At 66.8% G+C, this 23,015-nt stretch carries 21 protein-coding genes; 1 reads left to right on the top strand and 20 read right to left on the bottom strand.

The window, feature by feature from the left end; all coding sequences use genetic code 11:
- Positions 1–15: 15 nt before the first annotated feature.
- The 20 genes from G369_RS0114650 to gyrA form a co-directional block, all read right to left on the bottom strand.
- Positions 16–294 carry a K+/H+ antiporter subunit F gene (locus G369_RS0114650; RefSeq protein WP_019654754.1) on the bottom strand — a complete coding sequence of 93 codons (279 nt, stop codon included), beginning with the start codon at positions 292–294 and terminating at the stop codon, positions 16–18.
- A complete protein-coding gene (locus tag G369_RS0114655) occupies positions 291–782 on the bottom strand; it encodes a Na+/H+ antiporter subunit E (RefSeq protein WP_019654755.1) in 492 nt (163 codons plus the stop codon). Before G369_RS0114655 ends, G369_RS0114650 begins: the two co-directional genes overlap by 4 nt.
- The gene (locus G369_RS0114660; protein WP_019654756.1) at positions 779–2,497 is read right to left on the bottom strand and encodes a monovalent cation/H+ antiporter subunit D; all 1,719 of its coding nucleotides are present in this window, start codon (positions 2,495–2,497) and stop codon (positions 779–781) included. The genes G369_RS0114655 and G369_RS0114660 overlap by 4 nt, the downstream gene beginning before the upstream one ends.
- A gap of 82 nt (positions 2,498–2,579) precedes the next feature.
- Positions 2,580–2,930 carry a Na+/H+ antiporter subunit C gene (locus tag G369_RS0114665; protein ID WP_019654757.1) on the bottom strand — a complete coding sequence of 117 codons (351 nt, stop codon included), beginning with the start codon at positions 2,928–2,930 and terminating at the stop codon, positions 2,580–2,582.
- Entirely contained in the window at positions 2,930–5,878 is a 2,949-nt protein-coding gene (locus G369_RS0114670) for a monovalent cation/H+ antiporter subunit A (protein ID WP_019654758.1), read from the bottom strand. Before G369_RS0114670 ends, G369_RS0114665 begins: the two co-directional genes overlap by 1 nt.
- Before the next feature lie 87 nt (positions 5,879–5,965).
- Positions 5,966–6,343 (bottom strand): fluoride efflux transporter CrcB, encoded by a 378-nt coding sequence (gene crcB / locus G369_RS0114675; protein WP_019654759.1) that lies wholly within the window; start codon positions 6,341–6,343, stop codon positions 5,966–5,968.
- Positions 6,344–6,353: 10 nt separating this feature from the next.
- Entirely contained in the window at positions 6,354–7,655 is a 1,302-nt protein-coding gene (locus G369_RS0114680) for a TRAP transporter large permease (protein ID WP_019654760.1), read from the bottom strand.
- Entirely contained in the window at positions 7,648–8,157 is a 510-nt protein-coding gene (locus G369_RS0114685) for a TRAP transporter small permease (RefSeq protein WP_019654761.1), read from the bottom strand. The genes G369_RS0114680 and G369_RS0114685 overlap by 8 nt, the downstream gene beginning before the upstream one ends.
- A 25-nt stretch (positions 8,158–8,182) precedes the next feature.
- On the bottom strand, positions 8,183–9,151 hold the full coding sequence (locus G369_RS0114690) for a TRAP transporter substrate-binding protein (protein ID WP_019654762.1): 969 nt from the start codon (positions 9,149–9,151) through the stop codon (positions 8,183–8,185).
- 164 nt (positions 9,152–9,315) lie between these two features.
- Complete coding sequence (locus G369_RS0114695; protein ID WP_019654763.1) at positions 9,316–9,636, bottom strand: ComEA family DNA-binding protein; 321 nt, start codon at positions 9,634–9,636, stop codon at positions 9,316–9,318.
- A 136-nt stretch (positions 9,637–9,772) separates the two neighbouring features.
- Positions 9,773–10,942, bottom strand: coding sequence for a lipopolysaccharide assembly protein LapB (lapB, locus tag G369_RS0114700; protein WP_019654764.1), 1,170 nt, complete (start codon positions 10,940–10,942; stop codon positions 9,773–9,775).
- Positions 10,932–11,276, bottom strand: a complete 345-nt coding sequence (locus G369_RS0114705) for a LapA family protein (protein WP_019654765.1) — start codon at positions 11,274–11,276, stop codon at positions 10,932–10,934. Before G369_RS0114705 ends, lapB begins: the two co-directional genes overlap by 11 nt.
- A 57-nt stretch (positions 11,277–11,333) precedes the next feature.
- Complete coding sequence (locus G369_RS0114710; RefSeq protein ID WP_019654766.1) at positions 11,334–11,660, bottom strand: integration host factor subunit beta; 327 nt, start codon at positions 11,658–11,660, stop codon at positions 11,334–11,336.
- A gap of 78 nt (positions 11,661–11,738) precedes the next feature.
- On the bottom strand, positions 11,739–13,427 hold the full coding sequence (rpsA, locus tag G369_RS0114715; protein WP_019654767.1) for a 30S ribosomal protein S1: 1,689 nt from the start codon (positions 13,425–13,427) through the stop codon (positions 11,739–11,741).
- A 228-nt stretch (positions 13,428–13,655) separates the two neighbouring features.
- On the bottom strand, positions 13,656–15,668 hold the full coding sequence (locus G369_RS0114720; RefSeq protein ID WP_026346380.1) for a bifunctional 3-phosphoshikimate 1-carboxyvinyltransferase/cytidylate kinase: 2,013 nt from the start codon (positions 15,666–15,668) through the stop codon (positions 13,656–13,658).
- Between the two features lies 1 nt (position 15,669).
- Positions 15,670–16,560 carry a prephenate dehydrogenase gene (locus G369_RS0114725; protein ID WP_019654768.1) on the bottom strand — a complete coding sequence of 297 codons (891 nt, stop codon included), beginning with the start codon at positions 16,558–16,560 and terminating at the stop codon, positions 15,670–15,672.
- Positions 16,561–16,586: 26 nt separating this feature from the next.
- On the bottom strand, positions 16,587–17,711 hold the full coding sequence (gene pheA / locus G369_RS0114730; RefSeq protein WP_019654769.1) for a prephenate dehydratase: 1,125 nt from the start codon (positions 17,709–17,711) through the stop codon (positions 16,587–16,589).
- Positions 17,712–17,735: 24 nt separating this feature from the next.
- Complete coding sequence (gene serC / locus G369_RS0114735) at positions 17,736–18,803, bottom strand: 3-phosphoserine/phosphohydroxythreonine transaminase (protein ID WP_240650131.1); 1,068 nt, start codon at positions 18,801–18,803, stop codon at positions 17,736–17,738.
- A 70-nt stretch (positions 18,804–18,873) separates the two neighbouring features.
- Entirely contained in the window at positions 18,874–19,455 is a 582-nt protein-coding gene (locus G369_RS0114740) for a DUF2059 domain-containing protein (protein WP_019654771.1), read from the bottom strand.
- Complete coding sequence (gene gyrA / locus G369_RS0114745) at positions 19,452–22,097, bottom strand: DNA gyrase subunit A (protein WP_019654772.1); 2,646 nt, start codon at positions 22,095–22,097, stop codon at positions 19,452–19,454. Before gyrA ends, G369_RS0114740 begins: the two co-directional genes overlap by 4 nt.
- A 224-nt stretch (positions 22,098–22,321) precedes the next feature.
- Between gyrA and ompA the strand changes: the two genes are divergently transcribed.
- Positions 22,322–22,972: an outer membrane protein OmpA gene (gene ompA, locus G369_RS0114750; protein ID WP_019654773.1), complete on the top strand. Its 651-nt coding sequence runs from the start codon at positions 22,322–22,324 to the stop codon at positions 22,970–22,972.
- Positions 22,973–23,015 lie beyond the last annotated feature (43 nt).

Here is a 23,015-nt window from a genome sequence, read left to right on the forward strand (position 1 = left end):
GGCCCGGCGCGGCGCTCATTCGATCACCTCCCCGCGCAGCAGGAACTTGGCCATCGCCGTCGAGCTCACGAAGCCGAACAGCGCGATCAGCATCGCGGCGGCGAAGTACACGTCGCTCGCGTAGACGATGCCCAGCACCAGCATCATCAGCATGCCGTTGATGTAGAGGCAGTCCAGCGCCATCACGCGGTCTTGGGCGGAAGGGCCGATCAGCAGGCGCGCGACGGCGCAGAGCATCGCCACCGCCAGCAGGAACAGCGCGAACTTGAGCGACCAGAAAAGGATGGGCGTCATGATTCGAAGATCTCCATCAGCGGACGTTCGTAGCGGCTCTTGATCTGCGCGATGAAGGCTGCTTCGTCGTCGAGGTCGAACACGTGGATCAGCAGGGTGGTGCGATCGAAGGCCACCTCGCCCCAGGCGGTGCCGGGCGTGAGGCACATGATCATCGAGAGCACCGCGAGGCCGTTGGGGTCGCGCAGGTCGAGCGGTATGCGCAGGAAGCTCGCATGGATGCTCTCGCTGCGGCGCGTGAGCAGCGCACGCGCCACCGCGAACACCGACACCGACATGTCGTAGAGCACGATGCAGCACAGCCGCAGCGCCACGCCGGGCCGGCGCATGCGTACCGTGGCCGGCCGCAGGCCCTTGGTCAGCAGCGGCACGGCAATGGCGAGCAGCACGCCCGAAAGGAGCGTGCTTGCCTCGAGCGACTGGTTGAGCAGCAGCCAGATGACGAACAGCGCGAGCGACAGCGGCGGAGATGGGATCAGGCGTCTCATTGCGCGCCTGCCTTTCCTTCGGCCTTGGCGGCGGGCACCGGGTTCGGAACCTGCCGCGCTTCCATCACTGCAGCGCGATAGGCCGTGGGCGTGCGCAGGCCCTCGGCGGTGGCCATCGCGTGGCGCATCACCGGTTCGGCCCAGATCGTGAGCGCGATGCCGGCGACGATGAGCCCCGCCACGGGCAGCACTTCGAGCGCCGGCAGCGAGGGCAGGTTGCCATGCGGCTGGGTCCAGAAATGGCGGATGCCGGTGCGGCTCAGCGCGATCAGCGCGAGGAAGCCCGAGGCGATCAGCAGCACGAGAAAGGTCCAGCCGGCCATGCCGACGGCGCCGCTGCCGTTCATCAAGCCGGAGAGCATCGCGAACTTGCCGACGAAGCCCGACAGCGGCGGCAGGCCGGTCAGCAGCAGCGTGCAGATCATGAAGCTCAGGCCGAGAAAGGCGACGCCCGCCGGGATGGCCCGGCCGTAGAGCGCCTGCGCGTCGTCGTCGAGGTTCACGTCGCTCAGCGCGCTCAGGTCTTCGGCGAGGAAGGGCGCCGTGCCCGCGACCTCGTGCGGCGCCACGCTCATGCCGGCATTGCGCCAGCGCTCGATCATGTCGGTCAGCAGGAAGAAGGCGCTCACCGCGAGCGTGGAGCTCAGCAGGTAGAAGAGGGCGCCGGCCCACACGGCCGGCTGGCCCAGCCCGACCGCGGCGAGCAGCGTGCCGGCCGACATCAGCACGCCGAAGCCCGCGAGATTGGAAAGCCGCTGCGTGCCGAGGATGCCCAGGGCCGCGACGAAGAGCGTGGCGATGCCCGCGCCCACCAGCACCGGCTGGCCGAAGGCGGCCGAGGCGCCGGTGTCGGGCGCGAACAGCACCGTCCACAGCCGCAGCATGGTGTAGACGCCCAGCTTGGTGAGCAGCGCGAACACCGCGCCCACCGGCGACACCGCCGCGCTGTAGGCCGGCACCAGCCAGAAGTTGAGCGGCCACGCGCCCGCCTTGGCGAAGAAGGCGGTGAAGAGGATGGCCGTGGCTGCGTGCACCAGCCCGCGGTCGCCCGGCGAGAGCTCGGCGATGCGCATGCCCAGGTCGGCCATGTTGAGCGTGCCGGTCACGCCGTAGAGGATGGCCGCGCCGATCAGGAACAGCGAAGAGGCCGCGAGATTGATCGCGATGTAGTGCAGTCCCGCCTGCACGCGCAGCCGGCCCGAACCGTGCAGCAGCAGGCCGTAGGAGGCCGCGAGCATCACCTCGAAGAACACAAACAGGTTGAACAGGTCGCCGGTGAGGAAGGCGCCGTTCAGGCCCATGAGCTGCAGCTGCAGCAGCGGATGGAAGTGCACGCCCGCGCGGTCCCAGCGCGAGGTGGAATAGATCGACGCCGCGAAGGCGATCACGCCGGTGAGCGCCACCATCATGGTCGAGAGCCGGTCGGCCACCAGCACGATGCCGAAGGGTGCGCGCCAGTTGCCCGGCAGGTAGACGCCGATGGAGCCGGGTCCGCCGCCCGTGTCGGGCGCGTTCACCCAGCGCAGCAGCGCCAGCGCGGCCAGCAGGCCGACCAGGCCGGAGATCACGCTCAGGGCCGACTTGGCGCGCCGGCGGTTCTCGCCCAGCAGCAGCATGAGCGCGGCCGTGAGCATGGGCACGAGGATCGGCACCGCCACCAGGTGCGGCATGCTGAACTCGAGCAGCTGGTCGAGCAGGTGGAAGATCTCTTTCATCGGCCTTCCCCCGGGCTTGCCGCTGCGTGCGCCGCGCCGACCCCCTCAAGGGGGCGCGTGCCTTCGGGCGCTTGCGCGTCGCTCATTCCGCCTCCTGCCGTTCTTCACCGTCCACGTGGTCGGTGCCGGTGAGGCCGCGCGAGGCGAGCATCACGACGAGGAAGAGCGCCGTCATCGCGAAGCCGATCACGATGGCGGTGAGCACCAGCGCCTGCGGCATCGGGTCGGCCGTGTTGGCCAGCGTGGCGGTGAGGCCCTTGACGAGCACCGGCTCGCTGTCGACCTTGAGCCGTCCCATGCTGAAGATGAAGAGGTTGACCGCGTACGAGATCAGCGTCAGGCCCATGATGACCTGGAAGGTGCGCGGGCGCAGCAGCATGTAGACGCCCGAGCCGGTGAGCACCCCGATGGCGAGTGCGAGCACGATTTCCATCAGGCGGCCCCTCCCTCGGAGGTGGGGGCGGCGGTCGCCTCCGCGTCTTTTTCTTTTTGCTCGTCGGCCCAGCGGTGGCTTCGTATCGACTGGTGGGCCAGCGCGGTCAGGATCAGCATGGTGGCGCCGAGCACCAGCGCGAACACGCCGGTGTCGAAGAAGAGGGCGCTGGGCACGTGCACCTCGCCCAGGATCGGCAGGTGCAGGTGCGCGGTGTGCGTGGTCAGGAAGGGGTAGCCGAGGAACACCGCACCGGCGCCGGTGGCCAGCGCCAGCAGCAGGCCGATGGCGATCCAGCGGCGCGGGTAGATGCGCAGGTGCTCCTCCACCCATTCGGTGCCCGAGACGATGAACTGCAGCACCAGCGCCACCGACATCACCAGCCCCGCGACGAAGCCGCCGCCCGGCGCGTTGTGGCCGCGCATGAAGAAGTAGACCGACACCAGCACCGATACCGGCAGCAGCAGGCGCACCAGCACGGCCGGCACCATCAGGTAGCCGACGGCCGTGTCCTTGGCGCGGCGCGGGTTCAGCAGGTCGCTGCTGCCGTCGTCGGCCTGCAGCCGCTGCTGGATCGGCAGGGCCATCGATTCGATGGCCGGGCGGAAGCGCCGCAGCAGCGCATACACGGTGAGCGCGACGATGCCGAGCACGGTGATCTCACCGAAGGTGTCGAAGCCGCGGAAGTCGACCAGCATCACGTTGACCACGTTGGTGCCGCCGCCCTCGGTGAGCGCGCGTTCGAGGAAGAAGGGCGAGATGCTCTGCGGAAAGGTGCGCGTCATCATGGCCCAGGCCAGCGCGGCCATGCCGCTGCCGGCGATGGCGGCGATCAGCAGGTCGCGGCCGCGCCGGCCCCAGGGCTTGAGCCGTGCGCGCGCGGGCTGAACCACGTCCTTGCTGCGCATCGGCAGCCAGCGCAGGCCCAGCAGGATCAGCACGGTGGTGACGGCCTCGACCACCAGCTGCGTCAGGGCGAGGTCGGGCGCAGAGAACCAGATGTAGGTGACGCACGAGACCAGCCCCGCGGCCGCGGCCAGCATCAGTGCCGCCAGCCGGTGGAACTTGGCCTGCCACGCGGCGGCCACCGCGCAGGTGCCGCCGATGAGCCAGGTCATGGCGAACATCGGCGAGAAGGGCAGCAGCTCGCGCGTGCCGGGCGCGGCGGGCGTGAGCTGCAGGGAGGCTGTCGCGCCCGCCACCGCCACGACCACCAGCAGCAGCAGTTGCCACTGCATGCGCTTCGTGCCGAAGAGACGGCGGCTGCGCCGGCCGGCCTCGCTCAGCAGCGCGATCAGGTGCTCGAAGATGACCTGGCCGTCGAAGCGGTGCAGCAGGGGCGTGTTCTCGAGGCCGCCGCGCGCGCGCTGGCGGCGTTGCAGCAGGTACAGCGCGGCGCCGCCGGCCAGCGCCACGAAGCTCATCAAGAGCGGCAGGTTGAAGCCGTGCCACACGGCCAGGCTGTACTCGGGCAGCGTGCCGCCGACCACCGGCGATGCAGCCGCGGCGAGCATCGGCCCGACCGACCACGCTGGCGCCACGCCCACCACCAGGCACACCAGCACCAGCAGCTCGACCGGCACCCGCATCCAGTGCGGCGGTTCGTGCGGATGCTTGGGCACCTCGTCGCCGCAGGGCGGCCCGAAGAACACGTCGAAGACGAAGCGCGCCGAGTAGGCCACGCTGAAGATGCCGGCCAGCGTGGCGATCAGCGGCAGGCTGAGGTCGACCCACGGCGTGGCCTGGATGAACACCGTCTCCGCGAAGAACATCTCCTTCGAGAGGAAGCCGTTGAGCAGCGGCACGCCGGCCATCGATGCGCTCGCGATGATGGCCAGCGTGCCGGTGATCGGCATGAGCCGCATCAGGCCGCTGAGCTTGCGGATGTCGCGCGTGCCCGTCTCGTGGTCGATGATGCCGGCCGCCATGAAGAGCGACGCCTTGAAGGTGGCGTGGTTCATCACGTGGAAGACCGCCGCCACCGCCGCGAGCGGGCTGTTCAGCCCCAGCAGCAGCGTGATGAGCCCGAGGTGCGAGATGGTGGAGTAGGCCAGCAGCGCCTTCAGGTCGCGCTGGAACATCGCGATGAAGCCGCCGAGCAGCAGCGTGACGGCACCGGCACCGCCCACCATCCAGAACCACTGCTCGGTGCCCGAGAGCACCGGCCACAGCCGCGCCATCAGGAACACGCCCAGCTTCACCATGGTGGCCGAGTGCAGGTAGGCCGACACCGGCGTGGGCGCTGCCATGGCGCGCGGCAGCCAGAAGTGGAAGGGGAACTGCGCGCTCTTGGTGAAGGCGCCCAGCAATATCAGCGTGAGAGCCGTCGGATACAGCGCGTGCGCGCGGATGAGCTCGCCCGAGGCCAGCACCGTGTCGAGCTCGTAGCTGCCGGTGATGCGGCCCAGCACCAGCACGCCCGCCAGCAGGCACAGCCCGCCCGCGCCGGTGACCGTGAGCGCCATGCGCGCGCCGCGCCGCGCGTCGCGGCGGTGGTGCCAGTAGCCGATCAGCAGGAAGGAGAACAGGCTGGTGAGCTCCCAGAACAGCACCATCTGGATCAGGTTGCCCGAGAGCACCACGCCCATCATCGCGCCCATGAACGCGAGGAAGAACGAGAAGAAGCGAGGCACCGGGTCGGAGGCCGACATGTAGTAGCGCGCGTACAGCACCACCAGCGCGCCGATACCCAGCACCAGCATGCAGAAGAGCCACGCGAAGCCGTCCATGCGGAACACGAGGTTCAGGCCCAGTGCGGGCAGCCATTCGATCTGCTGCCGCAGCACGCCGCCGTTGGCGATCTTGGGGAAGAACCATGCGGCCTGGATGGCGCAACCCAGCGCGACCAGCCCCGCCAGCGTCGACTCCCTATTGCGCGCGTTGGAAGGCATCAACGCGGCCAGCACGCTGGCGATGAAGGGGAGGGCGACGAGAAAGACCAGGGGCATTGGGGTCGATTCTATCGGGCGACCCTATGGAATCCCTTATCTATAACCGCAAGACATAAGGCAGTTTTAGTGCGGTTTTCATCTGCTTCAGGAAGCGAAAGCCTGCACGCTGCGGATGCCGAGCCAGGTGAGGAAGAGCGACCCGCCCAGATGGGCGGCTGCAGTCACCATGGCCACGCCGAGCCTGCCTTCCAGCAGCATGGTCGTGACCTCGGCCGAGAAGCTCGAGAAGGTGGTGAGCCCGCCCAGGAAGCCCGTCACCAGCGCGAGCCGCCAGACGGGATCGAGATCGGGCAGCAGCTGGAAGGTGGCGACGGCGATCCCTATGAGGTAGCCGCCGATCAGGTTGGCCGCCAGCGTGCCCCAGGGCATGAGGCCGCCGACGCCGAACCACAGGGCCAGGCCCCAGCGGGCCAGGGCGCCGATCGAGGCGCCGATGCAGATGGCGATGATTGGAAGGAGCATGCCCTGATTGTCAGGGCGCCATCTGCTGAGGCAGCCAGGTCACGAGTTGCGGCACGAAGTAGATGATGAGCACCGCCGCCACCATGAGGAAGAACATCGGCAGCGTGACGCGCGCGATGTAGAGCAGGTCCTTGCCCGTCATGCCCTGCAGTACGAACAGGTTGAAGCCCACGGGCGGCGTGATCTGCGCCATCTCGACCACCAGCACGATGAAGATGCCGAACCAGACCGGGTCGATGCCCGCCGCGTTCACGGTCGGCATGATCACGCCCATGGTCAGCACGACCATCGAGATGCCGTCGAGGAAGCAGCCGAGAACGATATAGAACGCCGCCAGCATCAGGATCAGCTGGAACTTCGACAGGCCCAGCGAGCCGATCCATTCGGCCAGGTGCCGTGGCAGACCGATGTAGCCCATGGCCAACGTGAGGAAGGCAGCGCCCGCGAGGATCAGCGCCATCATGCAGTACAGCCGCGTGGCGCCAAGCAGCGCCTCCTTGAAGCTGTTCCACGTCAGCGAGCCCTGCGCGGCCGAAATGACCATCGCGCCCACCACGCCCACCGCAGCCGCCTCGGTTGCCGTGGCGATGCCCGCGTAGATGGAGCCGAGCACCGACAGGATCAGCAGCGCCACCGGGATCAGCGACATCGAAGCCCTGAGCTTCTCGGCGAAGGGCAGCTTCGCGTCGGCCGGCGGCACCCGGTCGGGATTGCGCAGCGCCCAGAAAACGATGTAGCCCGAGAAAAGCAGCGCCAGCATGATGCCGGGGATGACGCCCGCGATGAACAGCCGCGCGATCGACACGTCCGCGCTCACGCCGTAGACGATCATGATGATCGAGGGTGGGATCAGCAGCCCCAGCGTGCCGGCGCCGGCCAGCGTACCGATGACCATGTCGTCGGGGTAGCCGCGCCGCTTGAGCTCGGGCAGGCTCATCTTGCCGATGGTGGCGCAGGTCGCGGCGCTGGACCCGGACACCGCGGCGAACACCGCGCAACCCGCCACGTTGGTGTGCAGAAGCCGGCCGGGCAGGCTCTGCATCCACGGGGCGAGGCCCTTGAACATGTCCTGCGAGAGCCGCGTGCGGAACAGGATCTCGCCCATCCACACGAACAGCGGCAGCGCGGTGAGCGTCCAGCTGGATGCCGATCCCCAGATGGTCACGGCCATGGCGTCGCCCGCCGGGCGCGAGGAAAAAATCTGCATGGCGATCCACGCCACGCCCGAGAGCGTGAGGCCGATCCAGACGCCGCTGCCGAGGATGAGGAACAGAGCGGCGATCAGCACGCCCGCGATGGCGATGTCACTCATGGCGAAGCGCCTCCGTTTCGGCCGGCTTGGCGGGGCGGCCGCGCCACTCGATCACGAACTCGTCCAGCGACGCGACCGCGAAGACGATGGCGCCGAGCGCCATCGACAGCTGCGGAATCCACAGCGGCGTGGCGTCGTTGCTGGTGGAGATGTCGTGGTAGTCGTAGGACTGCCAGGCCAGCCGCATGCTGTACCAGGCGAACAGCAGCGCCAGCAGCGCCGCCGCGCCCATCGCCCACCGCTCCAGCCACCGCTGTGCCGCGGGCGGCAGGTTCTGCAGCACCAGCGTCACGCGGATGTGTTCGCCGCGCTTGAGTGTGTGCGCGAGCGCCATGAAGCCAGCGCCGGCCATCAGGTAGCCGGCGTAGGCGTCGATGCCGGGGATGTTGAAATGCAGCTGCCGACCGAGGATGGACAGCAGCACCATCACCAGCAGGCCGATCATAAAAAGCGCCGCCAGTGCGGCGGCGCTCATGTAGAGAAAGTCGAGCGTCTTGCGCATCGGGTGCGTTCGGTTCGAGTCCGCGTCACATCTTCTTGTAGGCGTCGATCACGGCCTGCCCTTCGGCGCCGGCCTTCTCGGTCCACTCCTTGATCATGGTGTCGCCGACCTTCTTCATGTCTGCCTTGAGCTGTGCGGAGGGCACGTGCACCGTCATGCCGTTCTTCTTGAGCAGGTCGAGGTACTCCAGGTTCTTCTTCTTCGACAGCTCCCAGCCGCGCTTCTCGGCGTCGGCCGCAGCCTTCAGCACTGCGTCCTGCGTAGGCTTGTCGAGGGCGTCGAAGGCCTTCTTGTTCATGAGCACCGCATTCTTCGGCAGCCAGGCCTGCGTGTCGTAGAAGTTCTTGATGTACTCGTAGGTCTTGGTGTCGTAGCCGGTGGAGCCTGAGGACATGTACGACTCGATCACGCCGGTTGCCATGGCCTGGGAGAGCTCGGCCTGCTGCACCGTGACCGGCTGGGCGCCGACGAGCTCGCCGATGCGCGCGGTGGCGGGGCTGTAGGCGCGCCACTTCACGCCCTTCAGGTCGGCGGCCGACGCGATCTCCTTCTTCACGAAGATGCCCTGCGGCGGCCATGCCACCGTGTAGAGCAGCACGATGCCCTGTTCGCCCAGCTTCTTCTCCAGTGCAGGCTTCTGCGCCTGATAGAGCTTCCACGCCGCGTCGTAGCTGTCGGCGAGGAAGGGAATGCCATCGGCTCCGAACATCTGCCATTCGTTCTGGTAGTTCACGAGCAGGATCTCGCCGAGCTGGGCCTGGCCACCCTGCACCGCGCGCTTGATCTCCGGCGCCTTGAACAGCGAGGCGTTGGCATGCACCGTGATCTTGAGCTTGCCGCCGCTGCCCTTTTCCACGTCGCTCGCGAACTGCGTGATGTTCTCCGTGTGGAAGTTGGTCGCGGGGTAGGCGGTGGGCAGGTCCCACTTGGTCTGCGCGAAGGCTGCGGCGCCGAGGGTCAGGCCAGCGAGGGCGATGCCGAACTTGTGATTCATGAGCTCTCCGGAACGTATGGAATTGATGACGCAAATGAGCTTACGTGCAAATTCCGGGCCACTTGCTGAGGCCTTTCCCTGCCATCTCCCCGGTCGTCTCCCTGACAGGGCGCGCATGAAAAAGCCGCCCGAAGGCGGCCTTGCATATTTCTATCGGAGCGAGATCAGGGCTTGGCGGCCTTCGCTTCCTTCGTTCCTTTGGAGGAGGCCGGTGCCGCGTCGCCGAAGCCCTTGCCATTGACCGTCAGGCCTTCGGCGGACAGCTTGGCCGCCTTCTTCTCCTTGACGCCTTTCACGCGCTGCATGAAGTCGGGCCAGTCCTTGAACTCGCCCTGCTTGCGCGCGTCGAGGATGCGCTTGGACATTGACGGGCCGACGCCCTTGATGCCGTCGAGATCGGCTTCCGTGCCCTTGTTGACATCGACGGCCGCGGATGCGGCGATCGCGAACAGCATGGCGGTGGTGGCCAGGATCTTCTTGAACATGATTGTTAACTCCCTCTATTCGTTGATGAATGACAGCCGACGCAATCGTCGGCCCGCGCTCAACGAGGTAGTGAAAGAGGGCGTTGACCTATGAAGGCCCCGCAGGCCTTCATGTGACCATTGTTCTGGAACGTGATCAGAGTTCTTCGACGCGGCGAGGCGGATAGCTGTCCCAGGCCTGGCAGCCGGGGCAGTGCCAGAAGTACTGATGCGCCTCGAAGCCGCAGGCCGCGCAGCGGTAGCGCATGAGCGGCCGCGTGGCCTGGTCGAGCGCGCGCTGCACCTGCGGGTGGAACTGCTCGTGCTCGAAGCGTTCGCCCGCGAGCCAGCGCGAGGCGGCGACCAGCGAAGGCTGCTGCGCGAGGTGGGCGATGTAGCCATCGCGCGGCGTCGGGTTCGGCTCCTCGGCCGTGGCGCTCGGCTTGCCGCCCAGTGCCATCAGCGCCTCGAGCACGTCGATGGACGGCGACTCCACGTAGCGCCGCTGCAGCAGTTCGAGCGCGTCGGCTTTGCGGTGCGCGGCCACAGCGGCCTGCTGCAAGGCGGCGGCATAGAGCGGCAGCGCCAGCGGCGCGGTGTCGCTGAGCGCCACGAGCGTGTCGAAGGCCGCACTCGCCTCGCCCTTGCGCAGCTGCAGGTTGGCGGTGTCGATGGCCGGGCGTGGTGCCTGCGGTGCCAGCTCGACGGCTTGCGCCAGCAGCTTTTCGGCGCCGGGCAGGTCGCCCGCCGCCACGCGCTCGGTCGCCTGTTCGCAGAGATGGTGCGCGCGGCGCGTGCTGTAGCTGGCCTGGTCGGACTCGTCGAGCTTCTGCGCCACGTCGGCGGCCTGCGCCCATTCGCGCGAGCGCTCGTAGATGGCCAGCAGCGCGAGCCGTGCCTCGTTCTCGTAGCGCGTGCCCTCGAGCTTCTGCAGCGCGGCTTCGGCGCGGTCGAGCAGGCCGGCGCGCAGGAAGTCCTGCGCCAGGGCGTGCTGCGCGCGCTCGCGGTCGCTGCGGCTGAGGTCGCCGCGGCCCAGCAGGTGCTCGTGCACGCGCACCGCGCGCTGGTACTCGCCGCGGCGGCGGAACAGGTTGCCGAGCGCGAAGTGCAGTTCCTGGGTGTCGGGGTCGTTCTGCACGGCCTCGATGAAGGCGTCGATGGCCTGGTCCTGCTGCTCGTTGAGCAGGAAGTTGAGGCCGCGGAAGTAGGCCTTGGGTGCCTGGCGGTTCTCGAGCTTGAGTTGCCGGATGTCGAAGCGCGATGCGAGCCAGCCCAGCACGAAGGCGACGGGCAGGCTGATCAGCAGCCAGCTGGGATCAAAGTCCATGTTGACGTACGGCGGGGAGGTCGGTGGCGGAGATGGTCGGTGCTGCGGTTGCCACCGCAGCGGCCGTGGCAACAGGTGTTGCGGGCGACTGGGCTTCGCTTGCGGCCGGCGTCTGTGCCGCCGCGGCGACGCGGTGCTTCCACCAGCCCGGCAGCATGCCCAGCGCTCCCACCACGAGGCCGCCCGCGAAGGCCGCGAGCACGACCAGCACCAGCGGCGCGCGCCAGTAGGTACCGAAGAAGAAGTAGACGGTCGCGTCGTGCTGGTTGTTCAGCGCGAAGGCGAAGAGCGTAAAAAAAATGGCTGCCTTGAGCAGCCACAGGAGGTATTTCATAGCCGTTCCCGTTGCCGGGAGCATTCTACGTTTGCGGGCATTCAGATCGTCCGCGCGTCAGGCCTTGCGGCCCTTGGCTTCCTTGCCCGCGTCGAGCTCGGCCGTCTTTGCGTCGACGGCTTCGCGCAGCGCCTTGCCGGGCTTGAAGTGCGGCACCCGCTTCTCGGGGATCTGCACGCTCTCGCCCGAGCGCGGGTTGCGGCCGATGCGCGGCGGGCGCCTGTTGACCGAGAAGCTGCCGAAGCCGCGAATCTCGATGCGGTGGCCGCGCACCAGCGCGTCGCTCATGGCGTCGAGGATGGTCTTGACGGCGTATTCGGCATCGCGGTGCGTGAGCTGTGCAAAGCGGGCTGCGAGTTCTTCGACGAGGTCCGAGCGTGTCATAGGCCAAACATAAACGAAAAACGTGGGCGAAAAAAAAGACAGAGCGGCCCCAGGGCCTGCTCTGTCTTCCGGTTCAGCTTACTTGCTGTCGTTGTTGTCCAGCTTGGCGCGCAGCAGGGCGCCCAGGCTGGTCGTGCCCGCGTTCTCGCGTGCCGACTGCTGGCTCAGGCTGGCCATGGCGCCTTGCTCGTCGACCATGTCCTTCTGCTTGATCGACAGCTGGATGTTGCGGGTCTTGCGATCCACGTTCACGACGATGGCCGTGACTTCGTCGCCTTCCTTCAGCACGTTGCGGGCATCTTCGACGCGGTCGCGCGAGATTTCCGAAGCACGCAGGTAGCCGACGATGTCTTCGCCGAGGTCGATTTCAGCGCCACGGGCGTCGACCGTCTTGACCTTGCCGGTCACGATCTGGCCCTTGTCGTTCACCGTGGTGAAGGTGGTGAACGGGTCGCTGTCGAGCTGCTTGATGCCCAGCGAGATGCGCTCGCGGTCGACGTCGACTGCCAGCACGATCGCTTCGACTTCCTGGCCCTTCTTGTAGTTGCGAACGGCGGTTTCGCCGGCTTCGTTCCACGAGAGGTCGGACAGGTGAACCAGGCCGTCGATGCCGGCAGCCAGACCCACGAACACGCCGAAGTCGGTGATCGACTTGATCGGGCCCTTGACGCGGTCGCCGCGCTTGGTGTTCTGCGCGAATTCCTGCCACGGGTTGGCCTTGCACTGCTTCATGCCCAGGCTGATGCGGCGCTTGTCTTCGTCGATTTCCAGGACCATGACTTCGACTTCGTCGCCCAGCGAGACGATCTTGTTCGGAGCGATGTTCTTGTTGGTCCAGTCCATTTCGGAGACGTGCACCAGGCCTTCGATGCCGGGCTCGAGCTCGACGAACGCGCCGTAGTCGGCGATGTTCGTGACCTTGCCGAACAGGCGGGTGCCTTGCGGGTAGCGGCGCGAAACGCCCATCCACGGGTCATCGCCCATCTGCTTCAGACCCAGCGACACGCGGTTCTTCTCGGTGTCGAACTTGAGGATCTTGGCGGTGATTTCCTGGCCGGCCTGAACGACTTCGCTCGGGTGGCGGACACGGCGCCATGCCATGTCGGTGATGTGCAGCAGGCCGTCGATGCCGCCGAGGTCCACGAACGCACCGTATTCGGTGATGTTCTTGACCACGCCGCGCACCACTGCGCCTTCCTTCAGCGTTTCCATCAGCTTGGCGCGTTCTTCGCCCATGCTGGCCTCGACCACGGCGCGGCGCGACAGCACGACGTTGTTGCGCTTGCGGTCCAGCTTGATGACCTTGAATTCGAGGGTCTTGTTCTCGTAGGGGGTCAGGTCCTTGATCGGACGCGTGTCGATCAGCGAGCCCGGCAGGAATGCGCGGATGCCGTTGACCAGGACCGTCAGGCCGCCCTTGACCTTGCCGCTGGTGGTGCCGGTGACGAAGTCGCCCGATTCCAGCGCCTTCTCGAGGGCCAGCCACGAAGCCAGACGCTTGGCGGTGTCGCGCGAGAGGATGGTGTCGCCGTAGCCGTTTTCAACGCTGCCGATGGCAACGGAAACGAAGTCGCCGGCCTGCACTTCGAGTTCGCCCTTGTCGTTCTTGAACTCTTCGATCGGCACATACGCTTCGGACTTCAGGCCGGCGTTGACGACGACGTGGTTGTGTTCGACACGCACGACTTCGGCGGTGATGACCTCGCCCGTGCGCATTTCGGAACGCTTCAGGGACTCTTCGAACAGATCGGCAAAAGATTCAGACATTTAGTTTCCTTCCGTCAGGCAGGGTTGGCAGGCGCTCTTGCGAAATTGCGTGCGGCTGCTGTGGGTCTGTAGACGGCGGTTTGGTGGGCGTGAGCCCGGTTGGTTGAACAACCAGCAGGCCGGTGCGCTGTCGCGCGGAAGGAGCCTGCTGGAGCGGTATGCACCTACGGATATGCCGTTGGGCGCCAGCTTTTCAAGCGGACCTGAAAGGCTGTCACTTCAAGCCGCTCAAGCGGGCTTGAACGGCTGAATTTCCTGCCACCAGGCCAACACCGTGTCGATCGATTGCTCGATGGACAACTGCGAGTTGTCGAGATGGCGGGCGTCCTGCGCCGGCTTCAGGGGGGCGACGCTGCGGGACGAATCCCTGGCGTCACGGGCCTCCAAGTCGGAGCGAAGACTATCGAGTGTAGTCGAAATCCCCTTTGAAATCAACTGCTTATGCCGCCGTTCGGCGCGCTGGGCGGCGCTGGCCGTGAGGAAGACCTTGAGCGCGGCATCCGGGAAGATCACCGTGCCCATGTCGCGGCCGTCGGCCACCAGGCCCGGCAGCTGGCGGAAACGCTGCTGCAGGGCCAGCAGCGCCTCGCGCACGGCCGGCAGCGCGGAAACGCGGGAGGCGTCCATGCCGGCGGCTTCGGTGCGGATCTCTTCGCTCACGTCCTCGCCGTCGAGCAGCACCTTGCCTTCGGTGAACTGCAGGGGCAGGGCGGCCGCCAGGGCGGCGACTTCGGCCTCGTGTTCCAGGTCGGCGCTCAGGCCCGCGCGGCGCACTGCCAGGCCGGTCACGCGGTAGAGCGAGCCCGAATCGAGATAGTGGTAGCCCAGCAGGCGCGCGACTTCGGCCGCCAGCGTGCCCTTGCCCGAGGCGGTCGGGCCGTCGATGCAGATCACCGGCACCTCGGTGGCCTGCGCCACGGAGAAGAGCGTCTCGAAGTAGTCGGGGAAGGTCTTGGCGACGCAGTGCGGATCGAGGATGCGCACCGGCACGCCGGCCGGGTTGAACGCCGCCAGCGAGAAGCACATGGCCACGCGGTGGTCGTCGTAGGTGCGGATGCTCGCGGGGCGCCAGCCGGCCTGTGCCAGCGGATGCACCCGGATGAAATCGGGCCCGGCCTCGACCGTGGCGCCGAGCTTGCTCAGCTCGTTGGCCATGGCGTCGATGCGGTCGGTTTCCTTCACGCGCCAGCTCGCGATGTTGCGCAGCGTGGTGGGGCCGTCGGCATAGAGCGCCATCACGGCCAGCGTCATAGCGGCATCGGGGATGTGGTTGGCGTCGAGGTCTATGGCCTTGAGCGGCCAGGCGCCCCGGCGGATCTCGAGCCAGTTGGGCCCGCTGTCGACCAGCGCACCCATCTGGCGGGCGGCGTCTATGAACCGGATGTCGCCCTGGATGGAGTCGGCGCCCACGCCTTCGATGCGGATGCCGTCCTTGCCGGAAACGCCGGTGGCGATGGCGCCGAGCGCGATGAAGTAACTGGCGGAGGAGGCATCCGCCTCCACGTGGATCTCGCCGGGCGAGCTGTAGCGGCTGCCCGCGGGGATGGTGAAGCGCTCCCAGCCGTCGCGGTGGACCTGGATGCCGAAGCGCGCCAGCAGGTTCAGCGTGATCTCGATGTACGGCTTGGAGATCAGCTCGCCGACCACCTCGATCACGATGTCGTTGGCCGCGGCCAGCGGCAGCCCCAGCAGCAGGGCAGTGAGGAACTGGCTCGACACGTCGCCGCGCACGCGGATCGGGGCGTCGAGCGCCAGGTCGCCGTGCGGCACCGGATGGATGCGCAGCGGCGGATAGCCGGGGTTGCCGAGGTAGTCGATGCGGCAGCCGAGCTGCGTCAGCGCATCGACGAGGTCGCCGATGGGGCGCTCGTGCATGCGCGGAACACCGCTGAGCTCGAATTCGCCGCCCAGCAGCGACAGCGCCGCCGTCAGCGGGCGCATTGCCGTGCCGGCGTTGCCAAGGAAAAGCGGCAGCAGCGTCTCGCCGGACTTGAGCTGTCCGCCCAGCCCGGTGACGCGCAGCGTGCTGCCCGCCTGTTCGATGCCGCAACCCAGGGCGCGCAGCGCGTCGAGCATCACGCGGGTGTCGTCGGAATCGAGCAGGTCGTGGATGGCGGTGGTGCCGCTGGCGAGTGCCGCGAGCAGCAGCACGCGGTTCGAAATGCTCTTGGAGCCCGGCAGGCGCACCGTACCGGCCGCGCCGGCGAGCGGCGGGAGGTCGAGGAAGGTCGTCGAGAACATCTCAGTTGTCCTGCTGCTGCGACGCGCTGTCGGCGGCCGGCTTCCAGGCCGCCCGCGTCTTGCTGGCGGCGGCGATCGACAGCTCCAGGCCCTGCAGGTCGTTGGCGGCCATCAACGCCTCCAAGTCGTCGAGCGCCTTGCGGAAGGCCCGAGACTGCTCCAGCACATGCTCGCGGTTGGCCAGCAGCACGTCGCGCCACATGACCGGATCGCTCGCGGCGATGCGCGAGAAGTCGCGGAAGCCCGGGCCCGCAAGGCTCAGGAAGCGCTCGCCCTGCGGCTGCGCGGCCAGGCCGTTGATGTACGCGAATGCCAGCAGGTGCGGCAGGTGGCTCACGGCGGCGAAGGCGCCGTCGTGCTCCTCGTGCGTCATCGTGACGACGTTGGCGCCGATGCCGCTCCACACCTGGGTGGCCCGCTGCACGTTGGAGCGCAGCGTGGTCTTCACCGGGGTCAGCACGACCTGGCGTCCGGCGAAGAGCGACGCCTCCGCGTGCTCGATGCCCGAGAGCTCCTTGCCCGCGATGGGGTGCGCCGGCACGAAATTCGCGAACTGGCGCTGCAGGCCGTTGCGCGCGGCCTCGATCACGTCGCCCTTGGTCGAGCCCACGTCCATCACCAGCGTCTCGCTGGAGATGCCGTGGCGGATGGCCTTGAAGGTGGCTTCGGAAGCAGCCACCGGCACCGCCAGCAGCACGATGTCGGCGCCCGACACCGCCAGCAGCGCCGAGGGCGCCGCCACGTCGATCACGCCGAGCTGGCGCGCCCGCTCGGTGGTGGAGGGCGACTTGCTGTAGCCCACCACGCGTTTCACCAGCTTCGCGCGCTTGAGTGCGAGCGCGAAGGAGCCGCCCATCAGGCCGCAGCCGATCAGTCCCAGTTGTTCGAACATGCTGTCTCTGTGTGTCTGCCTGCCGGTCAGGCCTTGACGGGGTAGGCGCCGAGCACCTTGTAGAAGGCGCAGAGGCCGCGCAGCTCGGCCAGCGCGGCAGCCACGTTGGGCTGCGAGGGATGGCCGTCGAGGTCGATGTAGAAGTAGTACTCCCACTGGCCGGTGCGCGCGGGGCGCGACTCGAAGCGCGTCATCGAGACGTTGTTGAGCTTCAGCGGTACCAGCAGGTCGTGCACTGCGCCGGGCCGGTTGGGAACCGAAACGATCAGGCTCGTGCAGTCGCGGCCCGATGCCGGCGGCATGGCCAGCGTCTGCGGCAGGCAGATGACCGAGAAGCGGGTGCGGTTGTACGAGTCGTCCTGGATCGCGTGCGCCACGATGTGCAGGCCGAAGCGCGTGGAGGCGCGTTCGCCCGCCAGCGCAGCCCACTTGGGATTGGTGGCCGCGAGGCGCGCGCCCTCGGCGTTGCTCGATACGGCACGCCGCTCGGCGTTGGGCAGGTGCTTGGACAGCCAGGTCTGGCATTGCGCCAGCGCCTGTGGATGGGCCAGCACCGCCTCGACGCCTTCGAGCGAATTGCTGCTGCGCAGCAGGTGGTGGCGGATCAGCAGGCTGACCTCGCCGACGACGTGCGTGGGCGAGTGCAGGAACAGGTCCAGCGAGCGCGTGACCACGCCCTCGGTCGAGTTCTCGACGCCGACCACGCCGTATTGGGCGCTGCCCGCGGCGGTGGCATGGAACACCTCGTCGAAGCTGGCGCAGTAGATCAGGTCGGCGGCGCCGCCGAAGTATTCGATGGCGGCCTGCTCGCAGAAGGTGCCTTCGGGGCCGAGCACGGCAACGCGCTGCGGCGACTCGAGCGCCAGGCAGGCCGACATGATCTCGCGCCAGATGGCGGCAACGTGGAGGTCCTTGAGCGGACCGCCATTGCTCTTCTGCATCTTGTCGATGACCTGCGCCACGCGGTCGGGGCGGAAGAACGGCGTGCCCTCGCGCTTCTTGACCTCGCCGACCAGTTCGGCCACGTGGGCCCGCTCGTTGAGCAGGCTCAGCAGGCGCTGGTCGAGCGAGTCGATCTGCACGCGCAGATCGGCCAGGCTTTCGGAATTGTCGGGAGAGGAGGAGGGCGGTGTGGGTGCGGAGGCGGTCATCGGTGCGAGCGGCTGGGCATGCGCCTAGGCATGCGATCGCTCGAATTCTCGCATGTAGGCCACCAGAGCCTGCACCCCTGCCAGCGGCATGGCGTTGTAAATGCTCGCGCGCATGCCCCCGACCGACTTGTGGCCCTTGAGCTGCAGCAGCCCTGCTTCGCGAGCGCCGGCGAGGAAGGCCTCGTTGCGGCTCTCGTCAGCCAGGAAGAACGGCACGTTCATGCGCGAACGGCAGCCCGGGTCGATGCGGTTGGCGTAGAAGTCGGAGCCGTCGATGAAGTCGTACAGCAGCTTCGCCTTGGCGATGTTGCGCCGCTCCATGGCGGCGACACCGGTGTACTCGCCCTCGGTCTGCTCCAGCAGCCACTTGAACGTGAGCCCTGCCATGTAGATGCCCCAGGTCGGCGGGGTGTTGTACATGGACTGGTTGTCGGCCACGGTCTTGTAGTTGAAGGCGCTCGGGCAGATCTCTAGCGCATGGCCGATCAGGTCGTCACGGACGACCACGATGGTCAGCCCGGCGGGGCCGAGGTTCTTCTGGGCGCCGCCGAAGGCCAGGCCGACGCGGCTCCAGTCGACGCTGCGCGAGGCGACGTGCGAGGAGAAGTCGATGACCAGCGGCGCGCTGCTGCCGAGAGCGGCCAGATCGGGCAGTTGCTGGAATTCGATGCCGTTGATCGTTTCGTTCGAGCACACGTGCACGTACGAGGCATCCTTGGAGAGCTGCCAGGTCGCGGGATCGGGCAGCTTCGTGTGCTGGTTGTCGGCATTGCTGGCGGCCACGCGCGCATTGCAGTAGCGCTGGGCTTCCTTGTGCGACTTGGTGCTCCAGCTGCCGGTGATGACGAAGTCGGTGGTCTTGCCGCGCGAGAGGTTCAGCGGAACGATGGCGTTCTCGCCAAGCCCGCCGCCCTGCATGAACAGGATGTGGAAGTTCGAGGGAATCGCCAGCAGCGTGCGGAGGTCGGCTTCGGCCTGCGTGCAGATCGAACCGAACTCCTTGCCGCGATGGCTCATCTCCATCACGCTCATGCCGCTGCCCTGCCAGTCGAGCATTTCGGCGGCGGCGCGTTGCAGCACCGCCTCCGGCATGGCAGCCGGACCGGCCGAGAAGTTGTAGGGGCGCTTGCCGGCCGGCGTCTGCTGCTGGGTCACGTTTCTCTTACTTCTTTGCTGGGGCCTTGGCAGGTGCCTTGGCGGGGGCTGCGCCACCGTCGGTCGGTGCGCCGAGGGCCTTGGCGACGGCGGTGTCGAGCGCCTGCATCTTGGGCTCGACCGTGGCACGCGTCTCGGACACGAGCTTTTCCGTCAGGGCGGTCTGCATCTTGGGATTCAGTTCCTGGTACTTCTTGCTCAGGGGCGAGTTGATCCAGGCCAGCAGCTGCTTGAGCTCGTCTTCACTGAAGTTCTGTTCCATCAGCGGGGTCAGGGCGCCGGGCGCCAGTTGCACGGCCTTGTCGCGGACGATGGGGTAGGTCTCGTCGAAGTACTTCTTCAGCTCGGCGTCGGCGGCCTTGGCGGCGGCTTCGCGCTTGGCCTCGGGCACTTGCGTCTGCAGGTACTGCGAACCCGCCTGCGCGATCGGGGCACTCGACTGTTCGACCAGGCCACGAGCCAGCGACTCGATGCCGGGGCGCTGGATGTCGATGAACTGCTTGATGAGCGTGGCCTTGTCCTGGGCCAGGGCGGCCATCGAGCTGCTTGCCAGGGCGACCGTCAGAAGTGCGAGTTTGATTTTTTTCACTGAGGATTCTCCGTTGAAGATGAGGAAGTATCGTCTGCTTCAGGCTCGGATTCGCCGTTCGCGTCGTTTTCGACGATACGTTGTAGCCCGCTTAGTTTGGCGCCTTCGTCGAGCCCGATCAGCGTGACGCCTTGCGTCGCGCGACCCAGTTCACGAATCTCGGCAACCCGGGTGCGCACCAGCACGCCCTTGTCGGTGATGAGCATGATCTCATCATCCGCATGCACGAGAGTGGCGGCAACGACCTTGCCATTGCGCTCACTCTGTTGAATCGCGATCATGCCCTTGGTTCCCCGCCCATGACGGGTGTATTCGGTAATGCTTGTTCGCTTTCCGTAACCATTTTCCGTGGCCGTGAGCACGCTCTGCTGCTCGTCCTCGGCCACCAGCATCGCGATCACGCCCTGTCCGGCCTCGAGCGACATGCCGCGCACGCCGCGTGCATTGCGGCCCAGCGGACGGACGTCTTCCTCGTCGAAGCGCACAGCCTTGCCGCCGTCGCTGAAGAGCATCACGTCGTGCTTGCCGTCGGTGAGTGCGGCGCCGATCAGGTAGTCGCCCTCGTCGAGGTTGACCGCGATGATGCCGCCCTTGCGCGGGTTGCTGAACTCGTCGAGCGCGGTCTTCTTGACCGTGCCCATCGACGTCGCCATGAACACGTACTGATCGGCCGGGAAGTTGCGCTTCTCGCCGGTCAGCGGCAGGACCACGTTGATCTTCTCGCCTTCCTGCAGCGGGAACATGTTGACGATCGGTCGGCCGCGGGAGCCGCGCGATCCCACCGGCACCTCCCAGACCTTGAGCCAATAGAGCCGGCCGCGGTTCGAGAAGCAGAGGATGTAGTCGTGCGTGTTGGCAATGAAGAGCTGGTCGATCCAGTCGTCGTCCTTGGTGGCGGTGGCCTGCTTGCCGCGGCCTCCGCGCTTCTGTGCCCGGTATTCGCCGAGGGGCTGGCTCTTGATGTAGCCGCTGTGCGAGAGCGTGACCACCATGTCGGTCGGCGTGATCAGGTCCTCGGTCGAGAGGTCGTAGGCGCTGTGCTCCACCTGGCTGCGGCGCGCGCCGATCTTCGATTGGCCGAACTCCTGCTTGAGGATGCCGAGTTCATCGCCGATGATGGTCGAGACGCGCTCGGGCTTGGCCAGGATGTCGAGCAGGTCGTCGATCTCGGCCATCACTTCCTTGTACTCGGCGACGATCTTGTCCTGCTCCAGGCCGGTCAGGCGCTGCAGGCGCATCTGGAGGATTTCCTGGGCCTGCGTCTCCGAGAGGCGATAGAGACCGTCGCTGCCCATGCCGAACTCGCGCTCGAGGCCCTCGGGACGGTAGTCGTCGGCGTTGACCACACCGCCGTCGGCGCGCGTGCGCGTGAGCATCTCGCGCACCAGCTTGCTGTCCCAGCTGCGCGTCATGAGCTCGGCCTTGGCGACCGGCGGAGTGGGCGATTCGCGGATGATGCGGATGAACTCGTCGATGTTCGCCAGCGCCACCGCCAGGCCTTCGAGCACGTGGCCGCGCTCGCGTGCCTTGCGCAGGTTGAAGACCGTGCGGCGGGTGACCACTTCGCGGCGGTGCTGCAGGAAGACCTCGATCAGGTCCTTCAGGTTGCACAGCTTCGGCTGGCCGTCGACCAGCGCCACCATGTTGATGCCGAAGGTGTCTTGCAGCTGGGTCTGCTTGTAGAGGTTGTTGAGCACCACCTCGGGCACTTCGCCGCGCTTGAGCTCGATGACCAGGCGCATGCCCGACTTGTCGGACTCGTCCTGGATGTGGCTGATGCCCTCGATCTTCTTTTCGTGCACGAGCTCGGCCATGCGCTCCTGCAGCGTCTTCTTGTTGACCTGGTAGGGGAGCTCATCGACGATGATCGCCTGGCGCTGGCCGCGGTCGATGTCCTCGAAGTGGCACTTGGCGCGCATCACGACCTTGCCGCGGCCGGTGCGGTAGCCGTCCTTCACGCCGTTGATGCCGTAGATGATGCCGGCGGTGGGGAAGTCGGGGGCGGGGACGATCTCCATCAGCTCGTCGATGCTGGCTTCGGGGTTGCGAAGCAGGTGCAGGCAGGCGTCCACCACCTCGTTCAGGTTGTGCGGCGGGATATTCGTGGCCATGCCGACCGCAATACCGCCGGAGCCATTGACCAGCAAATTCGGCAGCTGGCTCGGCAACACCTTGGGCTCTTTTTCGGAGCCGTCGTAATTGTCCTGAAAGTCGACGGTTTCCTTGTCGATATCGGCCAGCATTTCGTGCGCAATTTTCGCCAGCCGGATTTCCGTATACCGCATTGCGGCCGCGTTGTCTCCATCGACGGACCCGAAGTTGCCTTGGCCGTCGACCAGCATGTGGCGCATGGAGAAGTCCTGGGCCAGGCGGACGATGGTGTCGTAGACCGACTGGTCGCCGTGCGGGTGGTACTTACCGATCACGTCGCCGACGATACGGGCCGACTTCTTGTACGGGCGGTTCCAGTCGTTGTTCAGCTCGTGCATCGCGTAGAGCACCCGGCGGTGCACCGGCTTGAGGCCGTCGCGGGCGTCGGGGAGTGCTCGGCCCACGATCACGCTCATGGCGTAATCGAGGTAGCTGCTGCGCATTTCCTCTTCGAGACTGATGGGCAGGGTTTCTTTTGCGAAGGAGGTCATGAGCAAGGGACTGGCGGCAGGAAGGTGAAATTTTACGCTGTGAGGGGTGTCGCACCGCCGCAACACAAGGCGCCTATTCCGCCTCCGTCCTACGCTTCCGGGCCGTCCCGCGGGCTGTTTGCCAAAGACCCTATGGCACAATCGCCTCAACGTTTTGGGTGGTGGTCACTTAAAGCGTCCTTGATTCGCAGCGCGGCTGCGGCTTTTTCCCCAAGAGGAGAACCATGAAGAAACTGAATAAAGTGGCGATGATGTTTGCAGTCGCTGCGCTCGCCACTGCCGCCGGCGCGCAGACCCGTGTCACCGCTGCGGACGGCGGTCCTACGATCGACAACTGGCAAAACGGCACCGGCGAACTGGTTTGGAAGAACGGCACGAACGAACTGTGCTGGCGCGATGCCAACTGGACGCCTGCTACGGCTGCCGCTGGTTGCGACGGTGCTCTGGTTCCTGCAGCTCCGGTTGCTGCCACCCCGACTCCTGGCGCCCCGACCCCCCCGCCTGCTCCGCAAGTCGCCGCTTCGAAGGTGACCTTCGCTGCTGACGCCTTCTTCGACTTCGACAAGTCGGTTCTGAAGCCCGAAGGCCGCGCCAAGCTGACCGACCTGGTCGAGAAGATCCGTGGCGTGAACCTGGAAGTCATCATCGCTGTCGGCCACACCGACTCGATCGGTACCGACGCTTACAACCAGCGTCTGTCGGTGCGTCGCGCCGAAGCCGTCAAGGCCTTCCTGGTCTCGAAGGGCATCGAACGCAACCGCGTCTACACCGAAGGCAAGGGCAAGAAGCAGCCTGTGGCTGACAACCGCACCAAGGAAGGCCGCGCCAAGAACCGTCGCGTGGAAATCGAAGTGGTCGGCACCCGCGCCAACTAATCGATCGATTCCATCGACAATGAAACCCCGCTTCGGCGGGGTT

This window comes from Variovorax atrisoli 110B, assembly GCF_000382045.1.
Classification (GTDB): Bacteria; Pseudomonadota; Gammaproteobacteria; order Burkholderiales; family Burkholderiaceae_C; genus Variovorax; species Variovorax atrisoli.